The following is an 18128-nucleotide window of genomic DNA, read 5'->3' as shown; positions in this document are numbered from 1 at the left end:
GATGAGCAACAGTTTCGTCAGAACCGCCATACTCGCGCCGGAGCCGCCTCCACCGGGAGAAAGGGGCGCGGTCGCCTGGATTCGCCGCAACCTGCTTGCCACGCCGAAAGACATCGTTCTTACCATCGTGGCGCTAGTCTTTATCTCCTGGGCGATGCTCCACGCGATCGACTGGCTCTTCGTACAGGCTGTCTGGAGTGGCCCAGACCGCACCTTCTGTGCCACTGCCGTACAGGGCGGCATCCAGCCGGATAGCTGGAACGGTGCGTGCTGGGCCTTCGTCAACGCCAAATTCGACCAATTCATTTTTGGTCGTTATCCGCTTGACGAGCGCTGGCGCCCGACGCTGGTCGGCATTCTTTTCGTGCTCCTGCTGGTGCCGATGCTCATCCCTTCGGCACCACGCAAGGGCCTCAACGCCATCCTGCTCTTCGGCGTGCTGCCGGTCATTTCCTTCTTTGTGCTTTATGGTGGATTTGGCCTGGAAATCGTCGAGACCCCGCTCTGGGGCGGCTTGCTGGTGACGCTGGTCCTCTCCTTCGTCGGCATCGCCGTCTCCTTCCCGCTCGGCATCATCCTGGCGCTCGGAAGGCGCTCGCAAATGCCGATCATCCGCACGGTCTGCATCGTCTTCATCGAGGTCGTCCGCGGCGTGCCGCTGATTACGGTCCTCTTCATGGCGAGCGTCATGCTGCCGCTTTTCCTGCCTGCCGGCTGGACGGTGGACAAGCTCTTGCGCGCGATCATCGGGGTATCGATCTTTGCCTCCGCCTATATGGCTGAGGTCATTCGCGGCGGTCTGCAGGCAATCCCTAAGGGGCAGTTCGAAGGAGCGGATTCGCTGGGGCTCGGCTACTGGCAGAAGATGCGGTTGGTCATCATGCCGCAGGCAATCAAGCTGGTGATCCCTGGCATCGTCAACACCTTTATCGGCATGTTCAAGGACACCTCGCTGGTTTCGATCATCAGCATGTTCGACCTTCTCGGCATCGTTCGCCTCAACTTCGTCGATCCGAACTGGGCGACCGCAGTAACGCCGCTGACGGGACTGATATTTGCCGGCTTCGCCTTCTGGCTCTTCTGCTTCGGCATGTCGCGCTATTCAGCATTCGTCGAACGTCACCTCGACACCGGCCACAAACGATAAGAATGAGGGAAAACAATCATGGCTGAAGCTCCAGCTAAAAAGCTCACCGTTTCCGCAACGGAAGTGGCGATCGAAATCATCAACATGAACAAGTGGTACGGCGATTTCCACGTGTTGCGCGACATCAACCTGAAGGTCATGCGCGGCGAGCGCATCGTCATCGCCGGCCCATCCGGCTCGGGTAAATCGACCATGATCCGCTGCATCAACCGCCTGGAAGAGCATCAGAAGGGCCAGATCATCGTCGATGGCACAGAGCTAACCAACGATCTGAAGAAGATCGATGAAGTCAGGCGCGAAGTCGGCATGGTGTTCCAGCACTTCAACCTCTTCCCGCACCTGACGATCCTCGAAAACTGCACGCTGGCGCCGATCTGGGTGCGCAAAATGCCGAAGAAGCAGGCGGAAGAGATCGCTATGCACTTCCTGAAGCGCGTCAAGATCCCGGAACAGGCCAATAAATATCCGGGACAGCTTTCCGGCGGCCAGCAGCAGCGCGTGGCGATCGCCCGGTCGCTCTGCATGAACCCGAAGATCATGCTGTTCGACGAGCCGACCTCGGCGCTCGATCCCGAAATGATCAAGGAAGTACTCGACACCATGGTGGGTCTTGCCGAGGAAGGCATGACCATGCTCTGCGTCACCCATGAAATGGGCTTTGCCCGCCAGGTCGCCAACCGCGTCATCTTCATGGATCAGGGCCAGATCGTCGAGCAGAATTCGCCCGCCGAGTTCTTCGACAATCCGCAGCACGAGCGCACCAAGCTGTTCCTCAGCCAGATTCTGCACTGAGCCAAGGCCGAAGCTTTCAAAGACCCGCCGCAGCCTTCCGGTTCGGCGGGCCTTTTACATTCAGCGGAAGGTTGCCGCCTGTAACAGGCTGCAGAGGCCGGCAAGACCGGAATCGGAGCCACCTGAAGCAGAGCCGCCCGGCGACGAGATATCAGCGCAGCGGACAAGCATCTTGCGCTGCTCACTGACCGGCCTTGCCCGGAAGTCTTTCAGGGTGCGAGCCTGGGCAGCGCTAAGCGTGCCGTCAGCCGCGGACCCGTTGCTGCCGTCTGCCCCCGCTCCTCTGCCGACCGCAAGAGCTTCGACGCCGCTACCGCGTCTGACGGAGGCGGTGGCGTTATCGAGCCTATCGGACCTCCCGATGCGCGCATTGAGATCGGCATTGGCGCCGCGGCCGCCGCCGAGCCTGGCATTGGCATTCGTGTCGAGACCATTGCCGCCGCCGCGACCGGCATTGATATCGGCATCGACGCCCCTGCCGCCGCCGAAATTGGCCGCCGCATCGGCATTGACACCACTCGAGCCGCCGAGTGACGCATTGGCATCGGCGCTGATGCCGCCGCCAAGCGAAGCCCCGACATCGGCGCTGGCGGCATTGCCTGCATTCACGGACACGCCGACATCAATCGCATGCGCATCGCCTGCGGGTATGGCAAACAGGACGCAGGTGGATGCAAGCGCTACGAGGGATAGTCTATGGTGCTTGTGGGTCATGTTTTCCTCTCCGTTGTCATTTGCCGGGCGAACTTGTCCGGCAGTTGAAAATCGAGGAACGCGCGTGCCGTCGATCGTCCGGACGCCTGCAAACCTACAGGGCGTCCACGGCAAGGCAACGTGAGGAGATGACAAATGTTTCACGACACTGCCCGGCAAGTTGGCTCTAGGGCGAGCAATGTTCTTTCAGGGTTATTGAAATACCAATTGCCGGCCAGACTGTGCCAAAAACAAACGTGTCCTGCAGCGAGTAGAACGCCGACCGATTATGTCCTTTTGGGTTGCATCAGGAAATCCCCGGGGTGAGCAAGAAAAGCTCAGTTGTCGACGGAATTGCCGCGATTGATCTATCGCAACGCTGTCGCGCAGATCGCCAATACCTTGTCCAGAACCGGACGTTCTGCCGCTGATCGATGCCGCCAAAAATAACTCCTCTTCCGCCTGGATATATCGGGCGAGAAATCCATGTTTCAGCATGTTCTCATCTAACCGAGTGGAGGTTCTGGAATGGGCATTTTCGACAAGATCAAACAGGCAATCTTTCGAGAAGCGAAAGCAGCCGAACCGGCCAGCGCGCCGAAGACACAGCCCGTTTCGCCGTCACCAGCACCCAGTCCGGCGCCTGCGGCCTCCCCCGCTCAGAGCAAGCCGGCCACCGCCCCGGCCACAGCCGCAGTGGATATCGTCCCTATCCTCGACGCGGCGGTAAAAAAGAGCGGCCAGAAACTCGATTGGCGTCACTCGATCGTCGACCTGATGAAAGCCGTCGGGATGGATGCGAGCCTGACCGAGCGCAAGGAGCTCGCCGCCGAGCTCGGCTATACCGGCGACAGCGGTGATTCCGCAAAAATGAATATGTGGCTGCACAAGGCGCTGATGAAGCGGCTTTCGCAAAATGGCGGCAAGGTGCCGGCCGATCTCCTGGATTGATCCATCAAAATGATGGATGACCACAGCCGCCACGCTGCGGCGGTGGTCATCCGGCCAGGCTAGAACAGGATGTCATCCGAAAACCGCTCACACTTTGGGCACCATGCGCCGGCAGTGCGCCCCCTCTTGCCCGCAGGCGTTGAAGCAAATAACCTCACGCTCGATTACTTCGAGGATCGATCAGGGGAGAATCTAAATCCAATGAGATTGATGGCAGTCGTTGGCGTTGCACTTAGCTTGGGCTGTATCTCGGCCGCAGAATCCCCTTCAAACTATCGATCCTACAGCGGTGTTCGGGTCGATACCGATCCCGTCCTCCTGGCTCGATACGACAAAGCCCTCGGCTGGTGCGTACCGGAGGCCGGTTCATCGCGACGCGGCTCGCCGGATTCGCAAAGCCTGCATTACAACGCAGCGCTCAGAAACTGCCTTTACAGACGCGGCTTCGTCGACCGTGGCGTCTATGCCTACCCCATTCCCAAGGTTTACTTCGATCATTTCCTGGATCGCTGAGAAGAGCTTCAGCGCGACGGCTGGGAACGCGATGAAATTCGGCCGTCGCTGCGGCAATCCACAATAAGCAATTGCTTCCAGCTCCGGTGAAAACCTTGTGATTTCGCGCGAGGTCTTTCCGGCGTCACACGAATCGAAATAAACATCGGACGCCGATCATTGGGTAATTAGGGAATAGAATAATAATGCGCGCTCGTACCACAACAGTATTAATTGCCATGGGACTTCTGACTGCCTGCGTGCCGACGCGCCAGGACTATGATGCATACGTCACATTGCTACAGGGCAGCTCAAGAGCAAGAAATGAAGCAACTAAAGATTGCGTGAGGGGCTTCGATGGAAAGTCCAGTCGCAACCTCGGCCTTTTGACAGACACATCGGACAAGGACGCTGTACGCGTTGGTTGCGATCGTTTTATTGCAGCGGTCGTTTCCGGTCGCGCCACCTATGACGACGTCGTTGATATCAAACGCCAACGGCCCACTCCCAAAATAATCAAAATTTTCCAAGGTCGCTAAACAAGATCGCGCGGCGGCTTGCAGCCTCAAGCTCAAGCCGTCGACAACTCGCTCCGGAGCGAAGCCGCCGCCCAGAAAGCGACGCACGCGGTGCATTCAGCGCCGATGGCCAACTCATCTGAGATTGCTATCGTGTGGCATGTGGCATCACCAATCTGACGCGTGAGATGAGAGATGACCTACGAGAAGATAGCAGGAGGCCCGGAACTGCTGGCATGGTTTGGCCAGAAGCCGACCTTTCATGACGCGGAAATTCTGAGTCTCTCACTCAATCGCACTGGGGTCAGCGAGTTGACGATTCATGGGTGGATCGCCACCGATGGTGTTGATCAAGATGGATACTGCATCCTTGACAAGCATGCAGTCGTCACTTTCGCCTTCGAAGATATTATGGACCTGCAGTTGGACGGCTTCAGCCACCAGAACGTGATCAATGGTCTCGTCCTCCGCTACGCAAGAGATCGCGGTCGAGCTGGCTACTACCGGAAGACATCGAAATCGAGCTCCGACCCTGTTACGGGCTGGATGGTTTCATCCGCGCGAAGAAAGTGACCGTGACGTTCCGTCCGGGTCGGCCTGCTGACGACAGACCAATTGCCGCAGCAGTCCCTTGAGGAAATCTTTGCTTCTCGACTTTGTCAACGCCTAGCCTGAGCCGGGGCTTTCCCTGTGACATCAGTCGGCAACGGGTTTGCGGCGGCGAGCAATTGACCGAGTGATGCGAGTGCTGCGGTTCGTGCTGCAATGTTGACGGTCGATCCAAAGCGATCGCCTGCTCTGCGGATAACTGGGAATTGGTTCAGCCTCGCTCGAGTGAGTGGTTGGCGCGGTTCCTTGCGGCATGCTTTCCGAGTACCTCGATCGTTGTCGGGCTCAACACGAGAGCATTGCCTTACCGGCAATTCCCTTGATTGGGGGCTCATTTTGACGTTCGAGGTGTGGGCGATTCGACGGTCATGTCCTCCCTTACCATGTCGATAAGTATCACTTTTGAGGGCGAATCTACCCAAAAAGGGCTGGATTCACAAAAAATGCAGATTCCACCTTTGGCCGGAGGAATTCGCTCACGCCCACCAAGTTTTTTGTAATGTTTTCAATCTGTGCATATCGCTATAGTTGCAGAAAGAATAATTCGCGGCTTGCGGGATAGAAATACTGCCACATTTTGAGTCAGTCAAAATTCCGCAAATATTTCAAAATGTAACTCCGGAGTGATCGGCACATTATGGCAGCAATATGGCCATACTTCTCAAGTACTTACTGTCGCGATGCTGTTGCACTTTCCCAGGATGACGTCCTATAACCCCCGCCGTAACGGCTGATTAGCTAGAAAATATTAACTGACAAACACAACGTCAGAGTTGAGGAACAGGACTATGACAACATATTACGTATCGACGACCAGCAGCGGCGGAAACGGCAGTGCCTCTTCCCCCTTTCGCACGATCAGTGAGGCGATGAGGGCGGACCTTAAGCCAGGCGACGAGGTCGTGGTGAAGCCCGGGACCTACAATGAGAGCATCAACTTCGATAAGGACGGCTCGGCGGCAGCCGACATCACGCTGCGCTCGGAAGTGCCCGGCGCAGCGCTGATCCGGCCGCCCGCGGGCTCGTGGAACGCGATCAGTGTCAACGCCAACTACGTGGTCATCGACGGCTTTGACATCGGCGGCGCCGCCGGCGACGGCATCGAAGCGAACGGTGTCCACCACGTCCAGATCCTCAATAACAAGGTCCACGGCAACGGGGAGTCGGGCATCCAGTTCAACCAGTCGGACTTCATCCACGTCGAAGGCAACGAGACCTACAACAATGCGTCGTCGGGCTGGTTCTCGGGCATCTCGCTCTACCAGAACCGGAACATCACCGGTGATACCTCGACGGACGGCTACCGGAACATCGTGCGCGACAACATCTCCCATGACAACGTCACGAAATCGGGTGCGCACACCGATGGTAACGGTATCATCATCGACGATTTCCAGAGCACGCAGACGAGCGGTCATCCGAACTACACATTCAAGACCCTGGTCGACAACAACCTTGTCTACGAGAACGGCGGCAAAGGCATCCAGGTTACCTGGAGCGACTCCGTCACTGTGTCGAACAACACCGCATACCACAACAATCAGGACCCGCAGAATGACGGCACCTGGCGCGGCGAGCTCAGCAACTCGGCGTCGAGCAACAACACCTGGGTCAACAACATTGGCGTAGCCGACCCATCGCTGAACAAGAACAACACTGCGATCGATAACACGTCAACCGGCGGCTACACCAACAACAACGTCGTCTGGGCCAACAACATCACCTATAACGGCACGGCCGGCCAGGCCTCGGTCAAGACCGACGGCGGCAACGCGATGCCGAGCACAGCGAACGGCAACAAGCTTGGCGTCGACCCGCATTTCGTGAATGCAGCGAACGGCGACTTCCACCTCGCCTCGGGCTCGGCGGCAATCGACAGCGGAACCACCAAGTACGGCGTCGACTCGGTCGACCTGGACGGCGACGCCCGCGTCGTTGGAACTATCGATATGGGTGCCTACGAATCTGGCTCCGCCCCGGTTTCGGGAACGCCAACCACGCCGACGCAACCGACAGCGCCAACCACGCCGACAGAGCCGACAGCGCCCACCGCGCCGACAGCGCCCACCGCGCCGACCGCGCCCACCGCGCCCACCGCGCCCACCGCGCCGACCACATCGACGAAGGTATACACCGGCACCAGTGGTAACGACTACCTGCCACACACCGGCCAGTCCAACGGCGGTAACGAAACCTACAAGGGTCTCGGCGGCAATGACGTGTTGAAGGGCGGCGCCGGCTCGGACATCCTCATTGGTGGTACCGGAAAGGACATCATGACCGGTGGCACCAGCTCGGATACCTTCGCCTTCAAGGCACCGACAGAGACCGGGTCCGGCTGGGCCCGCGACCTCATCACCGACTTCCGGCATGGCATCGATAAGATCGACGTCTCGGCGATCGATGCGAATGGCTCTGCGCAGGGCGATGCAACCTTCCATTTCCAGGCGCAGGAGAATGCCTTGTTCGATAGGAAGGCCGGCGCGCTCGCTTGGCACTACCAGGACGATGATACCGTTATCCAGGCCGACTTGAACGGCGACGGCGTTCATGACTTCGAGATTCAGCTGAAGGGCCACGTCCAGCTGGGGGCAGCCGATTTTCTCCTGTAACGATCCGTTGCGGCGGTCGTCGGACCGCCGCAACAATCGGAAACATGTCGACGGCGGAGTAAAAACCGCCCCACGGCGCGCAAACTTCGGTTTACTTCAGCGCGTGGATGAGCAAGCTGGGAGGGCATAGCCCGAGCGGCGATCTCATCCACGCGCTGCGTTTTTGACGGGTGTCAGCCGACCTTTCCGGTGCCGCTTTGCGGGAGGCGATAGCGGTCGCCGTTCATCTCGAGGATGTTGACATGGCGGGTGACGCGATCGAGCAGAGCGCCGGTCGGGCGCCCGGATACGGGGCAGGCCGTGCATTCGTCGAACGGAAAAGCTGCTGGCGATCAAGGTGGCAATGCGTTCGTGGTGTTGCGATATCAGCTCGAACAATAATTCCGCACCGGTCTCGTGCCTCTCCCGCGTTAGTTTGAAGAATTCTGCCGAGCGGTTCGTCGGGGTAAGGCGACTTGTGAAAGGCATACTTAAAGGCGCGCTAACTCAATCGCTTTTGATCGGAGCCTACGGTCTGCAATCACACTCGCAATTTACAACCACAGTGATATTCTACCGGCGCACCCGTTGCCGTGCAGAACCCGCTCTGATCGACTGAGGGTTTCGACCTGGACAACACTGTGGGGTCCATGTGACACGGGTAGCAGCTTTCGGGGGAGCGCCACAGCCAAGCGAAACGGTATCAGGTCAAGCGAGGCCGGTCGGAAACATCGGCCGTCGTCGATGATCGTCCATGCTGCCGTGACTGCCGGGCATCAGTCCTTCGGTCGCAGTCCAGAAAGGGCTTTTCCACGCGGGAGTAGCTACATGTTGATGCCAAAATCTAGACCTGGGACGACCTATTGAAGGGCTGCGCTTCGGACTGAGGGGGAAAATGTTTGCATTTATGGGCGAGTGGCCAAGTTGGGCCATGTATGGATTTGTGGGCGCGGTGTGCGGGGCCGCTGGCGCCCTAATTGGCGGGTTATTATCAGCGCGTTTTGACAAGGCCCGCACGATCCTTGTGATCATTGGGATAGTTCTCTCCAGACCCATTACCGAAAATTTCGTTGCTGCAAGAGTGGCGAGCGATTACGCCAATAAGGGTCTTCCAAGGAAGCTAGACGCAATCACGACGTTGCGTCGAGATGGATGGGAAGGCGATCAGGTACTTCTATCGTCTGAGCGACACAGTCCCCACCGCTAGCGGAGAAGTGATGAAGGCTGGGTTGGGCAAAGAGGCGTGCGACTTTTGGAAGCCCAAATTCAAGGCAGGTGAATTTACGTCAGCCTTGTATGATTACACATTCAAAGACGGGCATTCGAGCTTTGTGCTAAATGCCTATGAATGCGAGTGAAGCACCGTTGGGCAAAAGGTCCGGCAATACCTCGCTGACAAACATCAATGCTAAAGCCCTTCTGCGAAAAACCATCAGATGTTCGTAGTAAGTGGCCAAAGAGAACAAGGACTGCTAACTTTTTGAAATGGTGGCGACCCCTGCAGGAATCGAACCTGCGACAACCTGCTTAGAAGGCAGGTGCTCTATCCAGCTGAGCTAAGGGGCCGTCTGCTGGCCGCGCCCAAGAAGCGCGACCGGATGCGGCATATGTGGACGAGAAACCTCAATGCGTCCAGGGCTGCGTGCGGGTATATCGGAAATTATCCGGATAGGCCACGACCTGGCGAGCCGGCTCTTTCGGCGCGATGACGCGGTATTCGATGCCATTGCGCTGGGCATAGGCTTCCGCGAGCGCCTGCGTTTCAAAGGTAAGCTTGACCTGCTGGCGGGTATCGCTGGAGGAGGTATATCCCATCATCGGATCGATTTTGCGGGGCGACTCCTGATCGAATTCGAGCACCCAGAGATGGGTCTTGGCCTTGCCGGACTGCATGGCGGTCTTAGCAGGACGATAGATCTTGGCAGACATGACTGCGGCATCTCCGAATATGCGGGGACAGTGCCCGCCTTTCATGGTCTCAATCCCGTCGCCGGGCTTTGCTTCGTCGTCAGGGATAACGCGAAGAGGTGAATTTTGCTTATCCGCGAATCCCTGCCTTTTCAAGAAAAAAGGCGGATCAGGCGGCTGCAGACATCTTCCATCCTATCGCCCGCCGTCACGGCCAATCCGACGGATTTCGCAATGTAACCGATTGTCTCATGTTGTGATCACAACCTGATTGCCGCAGTCGGTGCCGGGAACTAGTTTACGGCGTAATCGACTTCAGTGGATTTGCAAGCATGATGAGACGTTCGGCAGAGTTCAATGCCATTGTGATAGGAGCCGGCATCACCGCGTTCTTCTATGTCGCCATCAGCTATGCCCAATATATCGGCCTGCTCGCCCGCGGCTGAAGGCTGAACCATGCTGGCGGCTGATCGCACCAACAAATCGGGGGCCGCTGAAGATTTTCCGCATTGCGTCCACAGGCCGGTGAGAAATCTCCGGGCAGAGCGGGATTTATGGGTTGCGAGGGCGAAGTGAACCGTGTATTCCCCCTGCCAATCACGGCACGGAGTGTAGCGCAGTCTGGTAGCGCATCTGGTTTGGGACCAGAGGGTCGGGAGTTCGAATCTCTCCACTCCGACCATTCAATATCCCGATATTCCCGAGTTTTCGATAGTTGCGTCGCAGCCCGCGGGCGCACACGCTTGCGCGCCGTCATTTCACCTTTGTCGTCGTGGCGCTCATGATCCTGTCGCCCACCTTGATTCCGAATTTGTCGACAATGCCGGCATTGAGTTCAACGACGTATTTCACCGGGCTCATCGAATCGATGATGTCGCGCGAATAGGGCGTTGCGTTTTCCTTGATGTGGCGGATCGTGCCGGTGTCGTCGGCAAAGAGCATGTCGAGCGGCAGGAAGGTGTTTTCCATCCACATGGCGACGCGCCGCGGCTCGCCGAAATCGAAGATCATGCCGGCGTCATCGCCCATCGTCTTGCGGAACATCAGTCCATGGGCGCGCTGGTCGGGGGTCACCGCGACCTCGACGGTGAAATGCAGCGTCTTGCCGGCGGCCGTCTGGATGAGCAGCGGCTCCTTGTCGAACCGCATCGGCTCCTCAGCCAGGGCCGGCAGGGCGACCAAGAAAAAAAGCGCCGTGATGGCGCTTCTAATCGCATGAAGGACGAGATCTCGCATCTCAGTGCGACCGGCTTGCCGGGCTCGGAATATCGGGGTGAATTTCCGCGGCCATCAGGCCTTTTTCGCCATCGCCGAAGCGGACGAGAACCACCTGACCGGGGCGCAGCTCCGTCAGGCCGAAACGGCGCAGCGTCTCCATATGCACGAATATGTCTTCCGTGCCCTCGCCGCGCGTCAGGAAGCCGAAGCCCTTGGTGCGGTTGAACCACTTGACGAGCGCACGCTCGAGACCGCTGGTGGCGGTGACCTGCACATGGGTGCGGACCGGGGGCAGCTGCGAGGGATGAACCGCGGTCGACTGATCCATTGAAAGGATCTTGAAAGCCTGGTAGCCACGCTCGCGGCGCTGGATGAGGGCAACGATCCGCGTTCCCTCGAGGATCGTCTGGTAACCGTCGCGGCGCAGGCAAGTCACGTGCAGGAGAACATCCTGCATGCCATTGTCCGGAACGATGAAGCCGAAGCCCTTGGCGACGTCGAACCACTTGACGACCCCGGTGATTTCAACAAGATCGACCGTCTCTGACGACAGCTCGTCGAGATCAGTGTATTCGTTCGATGAAATCCTATCAGCCATAGTCGCCAGCCCCTCGAATACGCGTCACACTGTTACGGTTAACTGATTCTTGAAATCAAGATTAACATCTTGGTAACGGATAAGCGCAAGTCCTAGTTTTCGGTTATTCCCAGCTGCACATTTTATAAAGATGACTTGCCCGAAGCTGACCACGGCTGGCCGATAAGGGCCAGCCCCAATAAAGGAGTAGATAGAATGCGTTATCTTCATACGATGGTTCGCGTCAAAGATCTGGACGCTTCGCTCGCCTTTTACACCACCCTGTTCGGGCTGGAGGAGATTCGCCGCCACGAAAACGAGAAGGGCCGTTTCACCCTGGTTTTCCTGGCTGCCCGCGACGATCTTGAGCGTGCGCGCAGCGAAAAAGCGCCCTGCCTCGAGCTTACCTACAACTGGGATACAGAGGATTATAGCGGAGGACGCAATTTCGGCCACCTCGCCTATGAAGTCGACGATATTTATGCGATCTGCCAGAAGCTGATGGACAACGGCATCACGATCAACCGGCCGCCGCGCGACGGCAATATGGCCTTTGTGCGCTCGCCCGACGGCATCTCGATCGAAATCCTGCAGAAGGGAAGCCCGCTTCCACCTTCCGAACCCTGGGCGTCCATGGGCAATACCGGCGCCTGGTAAGGGTTTTCGCCGCAAGGCTTTTGCGAAGCTTGCGGCTTTTGCGATTTCGGGTCCGGCCGGCGCCTTGGTGCTTGCCGCGGTCCGGCCCCGCAGGCAATCTCCAGCTGACTCGACGCGGAAAATGGCGATTTTCGGCCGTTTTCCGCATCAACTGGAGACTGGTTGCTTGCGTAACAATGAGATGCGGATGCCCGTAACAGGCGCTTTGCTGATCGCCACCTCGATGCTGGCGCTGTCTGGCTGCGCGTCGGACAAGAAGGCGCTCGATTCAGCCGCCGCTGTTCCGGTCGTTCCGGCAACGGCCGCCGCAGCGCCCCAACTTGCCGCGACAGCGCCGGCGAAATCTGCGCCGCGCTCAGTCTACACCGACCCCCGCCTTGTCAATGTCTCCGGCGCCCAGGCCGCGCCCCAGGGCGTGCTAGCGGATCCGAATGCCGCCGTTCCGCCGGCCGATCCGGCAATGGCAGCGCCTGCCAATATCGGCGGGCTGGTCATGCAGTCGACACGGATCAACGCCCAGGCGATGAGCATCTTTTCCGATCGCCAGCCGCTGCCGCAAAATAACAGCACGTCCACCATCATCCAGCCGCAAGCCTATGCGCCGACGCAGGGCGTGGCACCGACAAGAAGCAGCGTTTACAGCCAGCCTGCCGTGCCCGCACAGCCGGCGACGCCGGTGCTGCCGCAGCAATCCTCGGAGAACTCCGGCACGCAGCCTCTACCCGTTCAAACCGCCGCGCTGGCAACAGGGGGCATTCCGGCCTCGACGACGAACGCGCTCTACAGCGCGCCGAAGCAGAACCTGCTCGGCAGCCTTTCCGGCCTCCTGCACAAGGCCGCCCTGCCCGGTGTGACGCGTGTCGCCCCGAACGGGCTGCATGTCCAGAACGATCATGTCGAGGTCGGCTGCTTCAAGCCCGACCTGTTGAAAGTGATCAAAATGGTCGAAAACCATTTCGGCCGGCCCGTCATCGTCACCTCGGGCTATCGCGACGAAGAGCATAACCGCCTGGTCGGCGGCGCTGACGAATCGATGCACAAGAGCTGTGAGGCCGCCGACATCCGGATCGACGGCGTGTCGAAATGGGATGTCGCCGCCTATATCCGCTCCTTGCCGGATCGCGGCGGCGTCGGCACCTATTGCCACACGGAGTCCGTCCACCTCGACACCGGCAAGAGCCGCGACTGGAACTGGGGCTGCGGCGGCAAACGCGCGCCCATGACGACCGCCAAAGCGATCTGATATCGACCGCATGGAATGGCATCACGTTACGTCATCTCGGCTTGCCGCGCTTCCGGCAAGCCATACAAGCCGTTGATTCGGCAGCGGTAATGTCCCATCCTTGAGCCGCGAAAATATCTGTCATTTTTTTGAAAAAAATTGAATTTGCCGCTTGCGGCTTTTGAAGGTGCTGACTATAAGGGCGCCACCACGAAGGAAGCGCCCTTCGTCTATCGGTTAGGACACCAGATTTTCATTCTGGGAAGAGGGGTTCGACTCCCCTAGGGCGTGCCATTCTCCTCCACATTGAAGCCAACGCATCCGCTTGCAGAAGCCGGCGTGCGCTCCTATTTTAGCAAAGCCGGCCTGCGCCCTTCGTCTATCGGTTAGGACGACAGATTCTCATTCTGTAAAGAGGGGTTCGACTCCCCTAGGGCGTACCACATTTGGGCTAGAGCTTGCCTTTGACGAAGGCGCGCCGAAGAAAATCTGATCATCGAGGAGGCGACCGCTTTGCGGCAGTCATCGCGGCGACAGCTCTCGTAAGACGTTGCGAACCTATGTCGTGCGCATCTTTCCCAACACCGACAGCTGCTTGCGCCTAGTCCGGGCACTAGCCGTCGAAACCCACGAAAACTGGATGGAGGCCAACCGCTACATCAACATGGACGACCTCAGAGAGCACAAGAAACTCGCTCTCCGCAATGCCGCATGACCAGTCTCATGACTGCCCCATTTTGCTGAACTTGACGCACACAACCGACGTTGCGCAGAGCTCTCGTAAGGGGTGGGGCGTGCCCCCCAAATGATCCGCCGGGCTTGAATTCTCCCGGTCCGCCATACCGTTCGCCACGTTTTCCACAGCAGCAAAAAAATCGGCGAAAACGATGATTTTTTCGCGCCTTGGCGCTTGCGGCTTTTGAAGGTGCTGACTATAAGGGCGCCACCACGAAGGAAGCGCCCTTCGTCTATCGGTTAGGACACCAGATTTTCATTCTGGGAAGAGGGGTTCGACTCCCCTAGGGCGTGCCACTTTTCTCCCCGCGAATTCCTCAACATCAGCCCTTTTGTGCGGCCTTCTATTTTGCCGGCGCGGCATCGCAGACGCGCAGCTGGAGGCGGCGGGCGCCCTGGTAATGCTCGGCGCCGAGCGTACCGGCCACATGCAGGCTGGCGCCGCGTGAATTGACGAGAAGATTGCCGAGCGCCGTATCGGCGGCGCGGAACGCGATTCCATCGAGCCGCGACCCGTCCATCGCCTCCAGCGTCACCTTCACATGTTTCTCACCGACTAGGCGCGCGTCGCGCACGCGGTGCGCCGGCACGGCAAAGAGCGGCTGGGCGTGGCCGGAGCCGTAGGGGCCGGCGGCCTCCAGGCGATCGATGAGTTCGAGCGTGGCGCCGCTGGCGCCGATCGCCCCGTCGATCTTCAGCGTCTCGTTGGCGACGAGGTTCGCCACCGTCCTTGCCGCCTTTTCGGTAAAGAAAGTTCTGAGCCTGCCGAGATCGGCGCGCTCGACGGTCAGGCCCGCGGCCATGGCGTGGCCGCCGCCCTTGACGAGCAGCCCCTCGTCGACCGCCGCCCGCACCATTTTGCCCATGTCGAAGCCGTTGATGGAGCGGCCCGAGCCGGTGCCGCGGCCGGAGGGATCGAAGGCTATCGCGAAGGCCGGCCGTTTGAACTTTTCCTTCAGCCGCGCCGCGATCAGCCCGACGATGCCGGGATGCCATTTCTCGTGGGCGGTGACGATGACGGAGGCGCCCTCGCCGTCGCCGTACTCGGCCAGCGCCTCGGCTTCCGCCTCCTGTAGCATCACGGCCTCCATTGCCTGGCGCTCGCGGTTGAGCTCGTCGAGGCGTTGGGCGATCATTTCAGCCTCGCCCGCATCGTCGAGCGTCAGCAGGCGGCTTCCGAGTGCGGCATCGCCGATTCGCCCACCCGCATTGATGCGCGGGCCGATCAGGAAGCCGAAATGATAGGGTGTCACCGGGCCGGCGAGCCCGGCCTTGCGGAAGAGCGCGGCAAGTCCGGCATTGCTCTGGTGGCGGGCGGCGACCAGCCCCTTCACCACATAGGCGCGGTTGAGCCCCTTCAGCGGCACGACATCGCAGACCGTCGCAAGTGCGACGATATCCAGCCATTGCAACAGGTCGATGGCCAGGATGCCCTTGTTGCCGGCCGCGCGCAGCAGCCTCAGCGTCGCGACCAGCACCATGAAGACGACGCCGGCCGCGCACAGATGCCCCTGCCCCGAGAGATCGTCTTCGCGGTTCGGGTTGACCAGCGCATGGCAAGGCGGCAGCTCGTGTGTCACCTGGTGGTGATCGATAACGACGACATCGATATTGCGCGCCGCAGCCGCCGCAAGCGCCTCGTGACTGGTGGAGCCGCAATCGACGGTGACGATCAGCCGGGCGCCATTGTCGATCAGCTGGTTGATCGCTGCCGGATTGGGGCCGTAGCCTTCAAAGATCCGGTCGGGAATGTAGATGTTCGTCTTGACGCCGAAATGGCTGAGAAAGCGAAACATCAGCGCCGATGAGGCCGCGCCGTCGACATCGTAGTCGCCGAAAATCGCCACGCTCTCGCCGCGCTCGATCGCCCGCATGAGGCGGGTCGCCGCCTTCTCGCAGTCGGTCAGCGTGTGGGGATCGGGCATCAGGCTGCGGATCGTCGGATCGAGAAATTCGATCGCCTCGTCCACCGGGACGCCGCGTCCGGCGAGCACGCGAGCGATCAGATCCGGCAGCCCGTGAACCTGCGACATGGCGAGCGCCCGATTCTGGCCGGCCTGGTCGAGCCGCGCAACCCAGCGATTGTCGAGCGCGGACTTCTCCACGCCGAGAAACGCGCGTTGTACCGGATCGACGAGATCTGCCATGCCAAACTCCGCTGATGTCATCTGTTCTTTCTACAGGAGCAGCGGAGATAACATAGGGATCGACGTGCAGACACGGATTTTTACCAGAAGATCGCCCAGATGATCATGGCAATGCCGCCGATTTGCACCAGCAGGAACGAAAAGAGCGTCAGCAGAATGGCCCAGTTGCGGCCCTCGGTGTTTTCTTCGTCGTCAATGTCATCGGCAATCTCCCCGCGAATGTCGCGATGGACCGGCTTGAGAATTGCCCCAGGCACATCAGGACGGTTTGGCGGCGCCTCGCTCGGGCAGCCATACCCCTTCCCGGCATGGCTGTCCTTGCTCATGAAATTCTCCACGCCGACGACTCACCATCTATGGTTTTATTTATATCAATATTTGCGTCTTTGTTAATATAGACTTCATTACGGACGGGTTGCACGATCAACAGAAATAGCCGCGCTGCCATCGTGAACTGCCCCGAAGTTTGATGTCCAACTTTCGCGGGTCAGTTCAAGAAGACAGGGCGGCTCGTGTTCCCGAACGGGAAAGGATCAAGCTTCCTCTTTCGGCCGCTCGATGCGGATGACCTGCGGCTCGCCGAAGAGATAACCTTCCGACCTGATCGAGGCGACGGCCTTACGCACCGATTCCTCCATCGTCGCATGGGTAACGAGAATGATCGTCTGGTGGTGCGACGGCGCCAGATGCTGCTTGGAGCGCTGCACGATCGATTCGAGCGAGATGTGGTTTTCGGCCATGCGGGTGGCGACGCTTGCAAAGACGCCGGTGCGGTCGAGCACCGTCAGGCGGATGAAATAGCCGCCCTCGTGGCTCTGCATCTGCGCCTTGCGGTAGGGCTCGAGCGCCTTTGCAGGATGGCCGAGCACCGGCACGCGCTGGGCGCCCGGCCGGCTCTTGGCGATATCGGCGATGTCACCGAGCACCGACGAGGCCGTGGCATTGCCGCCGGCACCGGGACCGACCATCAGCAGCTCGCCGAGCACATCGGATTCGATCGCCACCGCATTGGTGACGCCGTCCACCTGGGCGATGACCGAATCGACCGGCACCATTGTGGGATGGACGCGCTGCTCAATGCCGGTCTCGGTGCGCTGGGCAACGCCCAACAGCTTGATGCGGTAGCCGAGCTCGGCCGCGGCATGGATATCCTCGATCGAAATGTTGGTGATACCCTCGAGATAGATATCGTCGGCGGCGATGCGATTGCCGAAGGCAAGCGTCGTCAGGATGGCGAGCTTGTGGGCGGTGTCGTTGCCCTCGATATCGAAGGCAGGATCGGCCTCGGCATAACCCAGCCGCTGCGCTTCCTTGAGGCATTCGGCGAAGGAAAGCCCTTCCTTCTCCATCTTGGTCAGGATGTAATTGCAGGTGCCGTTCATGATGCCGTAGATGCGCGAGACGGCATTGCCCGTCAGAGATTCGCGCAGGGCCTTGATGACGGGAATGCCGCCGGCGACCGCTGCTTCGAAGTTCAGGAGCGAGCCTTTCTCCTCGGCGATCGTTGCAAGCTCGACGCCGTGATAGGCAAGCAGAGCCTTGTTGGCCGTCACCACATGGAGACCGCGCCGCAGTGCTGTACGCACCGAGACGTTGGCAGGCCCTTCGGCCCCGCCCATCAGCTCGACGAAGACATCGATGTCGCCCTTTTCGGCAAGCTCTTCCGGCCGGTCGAACCAGGTGACGCCGGAAAGGTCGATCCCGCGGTCCCGCGTCTTGTCGCGCGCGGAGACCGCCGTGATCGTGATCGGACGCCCGCAGGTGACGGCAAGCTCGTTGCTCTTCTGCTGAATGATGCGGACAAGCGAGGCGCCAACGGTGCCCAAGCCCGCAATGCCGATTTTGAGGGCATCTGCCATGGATCGATCCTG

Annotated in this window: 16 protein-coding genes, 5 tRNA genes and 2 pseudogenes; 14 read left to right on the top strand and 9 right to left on the bottom strand. The window is 59.4% G+C overall.

Going from position 1 to position 18128, the window contains the following annotated elements; translation table 11 throughout:
* Nucleotide 1: 1 nt before the first annotated feature.
* Complete coding sequence (locus tag EFR00_RS03170; protein WP_077993892.1) at nucleotides 2–1147, top strand: amino acid ABC transporter permease; 1146 nt, start codon at nucleotides 2–4, stop codon at nucleotides 1145–1147.
* Between the two features lie 18 nt (nucleotides 1148–1165).
* Entirely contained in the window at nucleotides 1166–1939 is a 774-nt protein-coding gene (locus EFR00_RS03165) for an amino acid ABC transporter ATP-binding protein (RefSeq protein ID WP_038688615.1), read from the top strand.
* Between the two features lie 60 nt (nucleotides 1940–1999).
* Here EFR00_RS03165 and EFR00_RS03160 read toward each other — a convergent pair whose 3' ends face one another.
* Nucleotides 2000–2653: a hypothetical protein gene (locus EFR00_RS03160; protein ID WP_077993895.1), complete on the bottom strand. Its 654-nt coding sequence runs from the start codon at nucleotides 2651–2653 to the stop codon at nucleotides 2000–2002.
* A gap of 507 nt (nucleotides 2654–3160) precedes the next feature.
* Here EFR00_RS03160 and EFR00_RS03155 point away from each other — a divergent pair.
* From EFR00_RS03155 to EFR00_RS03130, 5 genes are all read left to right on the top strand, one after another.
* On the top strand, nucleotides 3161–3583 hold the full coding sequence (locus tag EFR00_RS03155) for a DUF3597 domain-containing protein (RefSeq protein ID WP_077993897.1): 423 nt from the start codon (nucleotides 3161–3163) through the stop codon (nucleotides 3581–3583).
* Between the two features lie 201 nt (nucleotides 3584–3784).
* Nucleotides 3785–4096: a hypothetical protein gene (locus EFR00_RS03150; protein ID WP_009990942.1), complete on the top strand. Its 312-nt coding sequence runs from the start codon at nucleotides 3785–3787 to the stop codon at nucleotides 4094–4096.
* Between the two features lie 185 nt (nucleotides 4097–4281).
* The gene (locus EFR00_RS03145) at nucleotides 4282–4614 is read left to right on the top strand and encodes a hypothetical protein (protein WP_077993898.1); all 333 of its coding nucleotides are present in this window, start codon (nucleotides 4282–4284) and stop codon (nucleotides 4612–4614) included.
* A gap of 174 nt (nucleotides 4615–4788) precedes the next feature.
* Entirely contained in the window at nucleotides 4789–5166 is a 378-nt protein-coding gene (locus EFR00_RS03140; protein ID WP_164519032.1) for an Imm50 family immunity protein, read from the top strand.
* 824 nt (nucleotides 5167–5990) lie between these two features.
* The gene (locus EFR00_RS03130) at nucleotides 5991–7814 is read left to right on the top strand and encodes a M10 family metallopeptidase C-terminal domain-containing protein (RefSeq protein WP_077993899.1); all 1824 of its coding nucleotides are present in this window, start codon (nucleotides 5991–5993) and stop codon (nucleotides 7812–7814) included.
* A gap of 173 nt (nucleotides 7815–7987) precedes the next feature.
* Here EFR00_RS03130 and EFR00_RS33440 read toward each other — a convergent pair.
* From EFR00_RS33440 to EFR00_RS03115, 3 genes and pseudogenes are all read right to left on the bottom strand, one after another.
* A pseudogene (locus tag EFR00_RS33440) lies at nucleotides 7988–8210 on the bottom strand (ATP-binding protein); the annotation flags it as partial.
* A gap of 1072 nt (nucleotides 8211–9282) precedes the next feature.
* A tRNA-Arg gene (locus tag EFR00_RS03120) sits at nucleotides 9283–9359 on the bottom strand.
* Between the two features lie 57 nt (nucleotides 9360–9416).
* The gene (locus EFR00_RS03115; protein ID WP_009995432.1) at nucleotides 9417–9722 is read right to left on the bottom strand and encodes an ETC complex I subunit; all 306 of its coding nucleotides are present in this window, start codon (nucleotides 9720–9722) and stop codon (nucleotides 9417–9419) included.
* Nucleotides 9723–10306: 584 nt separating this feature from the next.
* Between EFR00_RS03115 and EFR00_RS03110 the strand changes: the two genes are divergently transcribed.
* A tRNA-Pro gene (locus EFR00_RS03110) sits at nucleotides 10307–10383 on the top strand.
* 71 nt (nucleotides 10384–10454) lie between these two features.
* On the opposite strand, the gene EFR00_RS03105 is transcribed toward EFR00_RS03110, so the two are convergent.
* Together EFR00_RS03105 and EFR00_RS03100 are read right to left on the bottom strand one after the other, a co-directional pair.
* The gene (locus EFR00_RS03105; protein ID WP_077993901.1) at nucleotides 10455–10937 is read right to left on the bottom strand and encodes a DUF192 domain-containing protein; all 483 of its coding nucleotides are present in this window, start codon (nucleotides 10935–10937) and stop codon (nucleotides 10455–10457) included.
* A gap of 1 nt (nucleotide 10938) precedes the next feature.
* Nucleotides 10939–11517, bottom strand: a complete 579-nt coding sequence (locus EFR00_RS03100; protein WP_004675946.1) for a cold-shock protein — start codon at nucleotides 11515–11517, stop codon at nucleotides 10939–10941.
* A 195-nt stretch (nucleotides 11518–11712) separates the two neighbouring features.
* On the opposite strand from EFR00_RS03100, the gene gloA reads away from it, so the two are divergent.
* The 6 genes and pseudogenes from gloA (at nucleotide 11713) to EFR00_RS03070 (ending at nucleotide 14407) form a co-directional block, all read left to right on the top strand.
* Nucleotides 11713–12153, top strand: a complete 441-nt coding sequence (gloA, locus tag EFR00_RS03095; RefSeq protein ID WP_038688600.1) for a lactoylglutathione lyase — start codon at nucleotides 11713–11715, stop codon at nucleotides 12151–12153.
* A gap of 166 nt (nucleotides 12154–12319) precedes the next feature.
* Nucleotides 12320–13396 carry a D-Ala-D-Ala carboxypeptidase family metallohydrolase gene (locus tag EFR00_RS03090; RefSeq protein ID WP_077994093.1) on the top strand — a complete coding sequence of 359 codons (1077 nt, stop codon included), beginning with the start codon at nucleotides 12320–12322 and terminating at the stop codon, nucleotides 13394–13396.
* Nucleotides 13397–13594: 198 nt separating this feature from the next.
* Nucleotides 13595–13669: transfer RNA gene (locus tag EFR00_RS03085), tRNA-Glu, on the top strand.
* A 74-nt stretch (nucleotides 13670–13743) separates the two neighbouring features.
* A tRNA-Glu gene (locus tag EFR00_RS03080) sits at nucleotides 13744–13818 on the top strand.
* A 110-nt stretch (nucleotides 13819–13928) separates the two neighbouring features.
* Nucleotides 13929–14090: pseudogene (locus tag EFR00_RS03075) on the top strand (transposase); the annotation flags it as partial.
* 242 nt (nucleotides 14091–14332) lie between these two features.
* Nucleotides 14333–14407 (top strand) — tRNA-Glu (locus EFR00_RS03070).
* Nucleotides 14408–14454: 47 nt separating this feature from the next.
* Here the strand turns inward: EFR00_RS03070 and recJ are convergent.
* The 3 genes from recJ to EFR00_RS03055 all read right to left on the bottom strand — a co-directional run bounded on the left by recJ (nucleotide 14455) and on the right by EFR00_RS03055 (nucleotide 18116).
* Entirely contained in the window at nucleotides 14455–16257 is a 1803-nt protein-coding gene (gene recJ / locus EFR00_RS03065; RefSeq protein WP_077993902.1) for a single-stranded-DNA-specific exonuclease RecJ, read from the bottom strand.
* Between the two features lie 80 nt (nucleotides 16258–16337).
* Complete coding sequence (locus EFR00_RS03060; RefSeq protein WP_009996435.1) at nucleotides 16338–16583, bottom strand: hypothetical protein; 246 nt, start codon at nucleotides 16581–16583, stop codon at nucleotides 16338–16340.
* A 207-nt stretch (nucleotides 16584–16790) separates the two neighbouring features.
* Nucleotides 16791–18116: a homoserine dehydrogenase gene (locus EFR00_RS03055; RefSeq protein WP_077993904.1), complete on the bottom strand. Its 1326-nt coding sequence runs from the start codon at nucleotides 18114–18116 to the stop codon at nucleotides 16791–16793.
* Nucleotides 18117–18128: the final 12 nt, after the last annotated feature.

This window comes from Rhizobium sophoriradicis (assembly GCF_003939025.1).
GTDB lineage: Bacteria > Pseudomonadota > Alphaproteobacteria > Rhizobiales > Rhizobiaceae > Rhizobium > Rhizobium sophoriradicis.
Note: the sequence above shows the minus strand (reverse complement) of the source record. Positions and strands in the feature narration are given on the sequence as shown.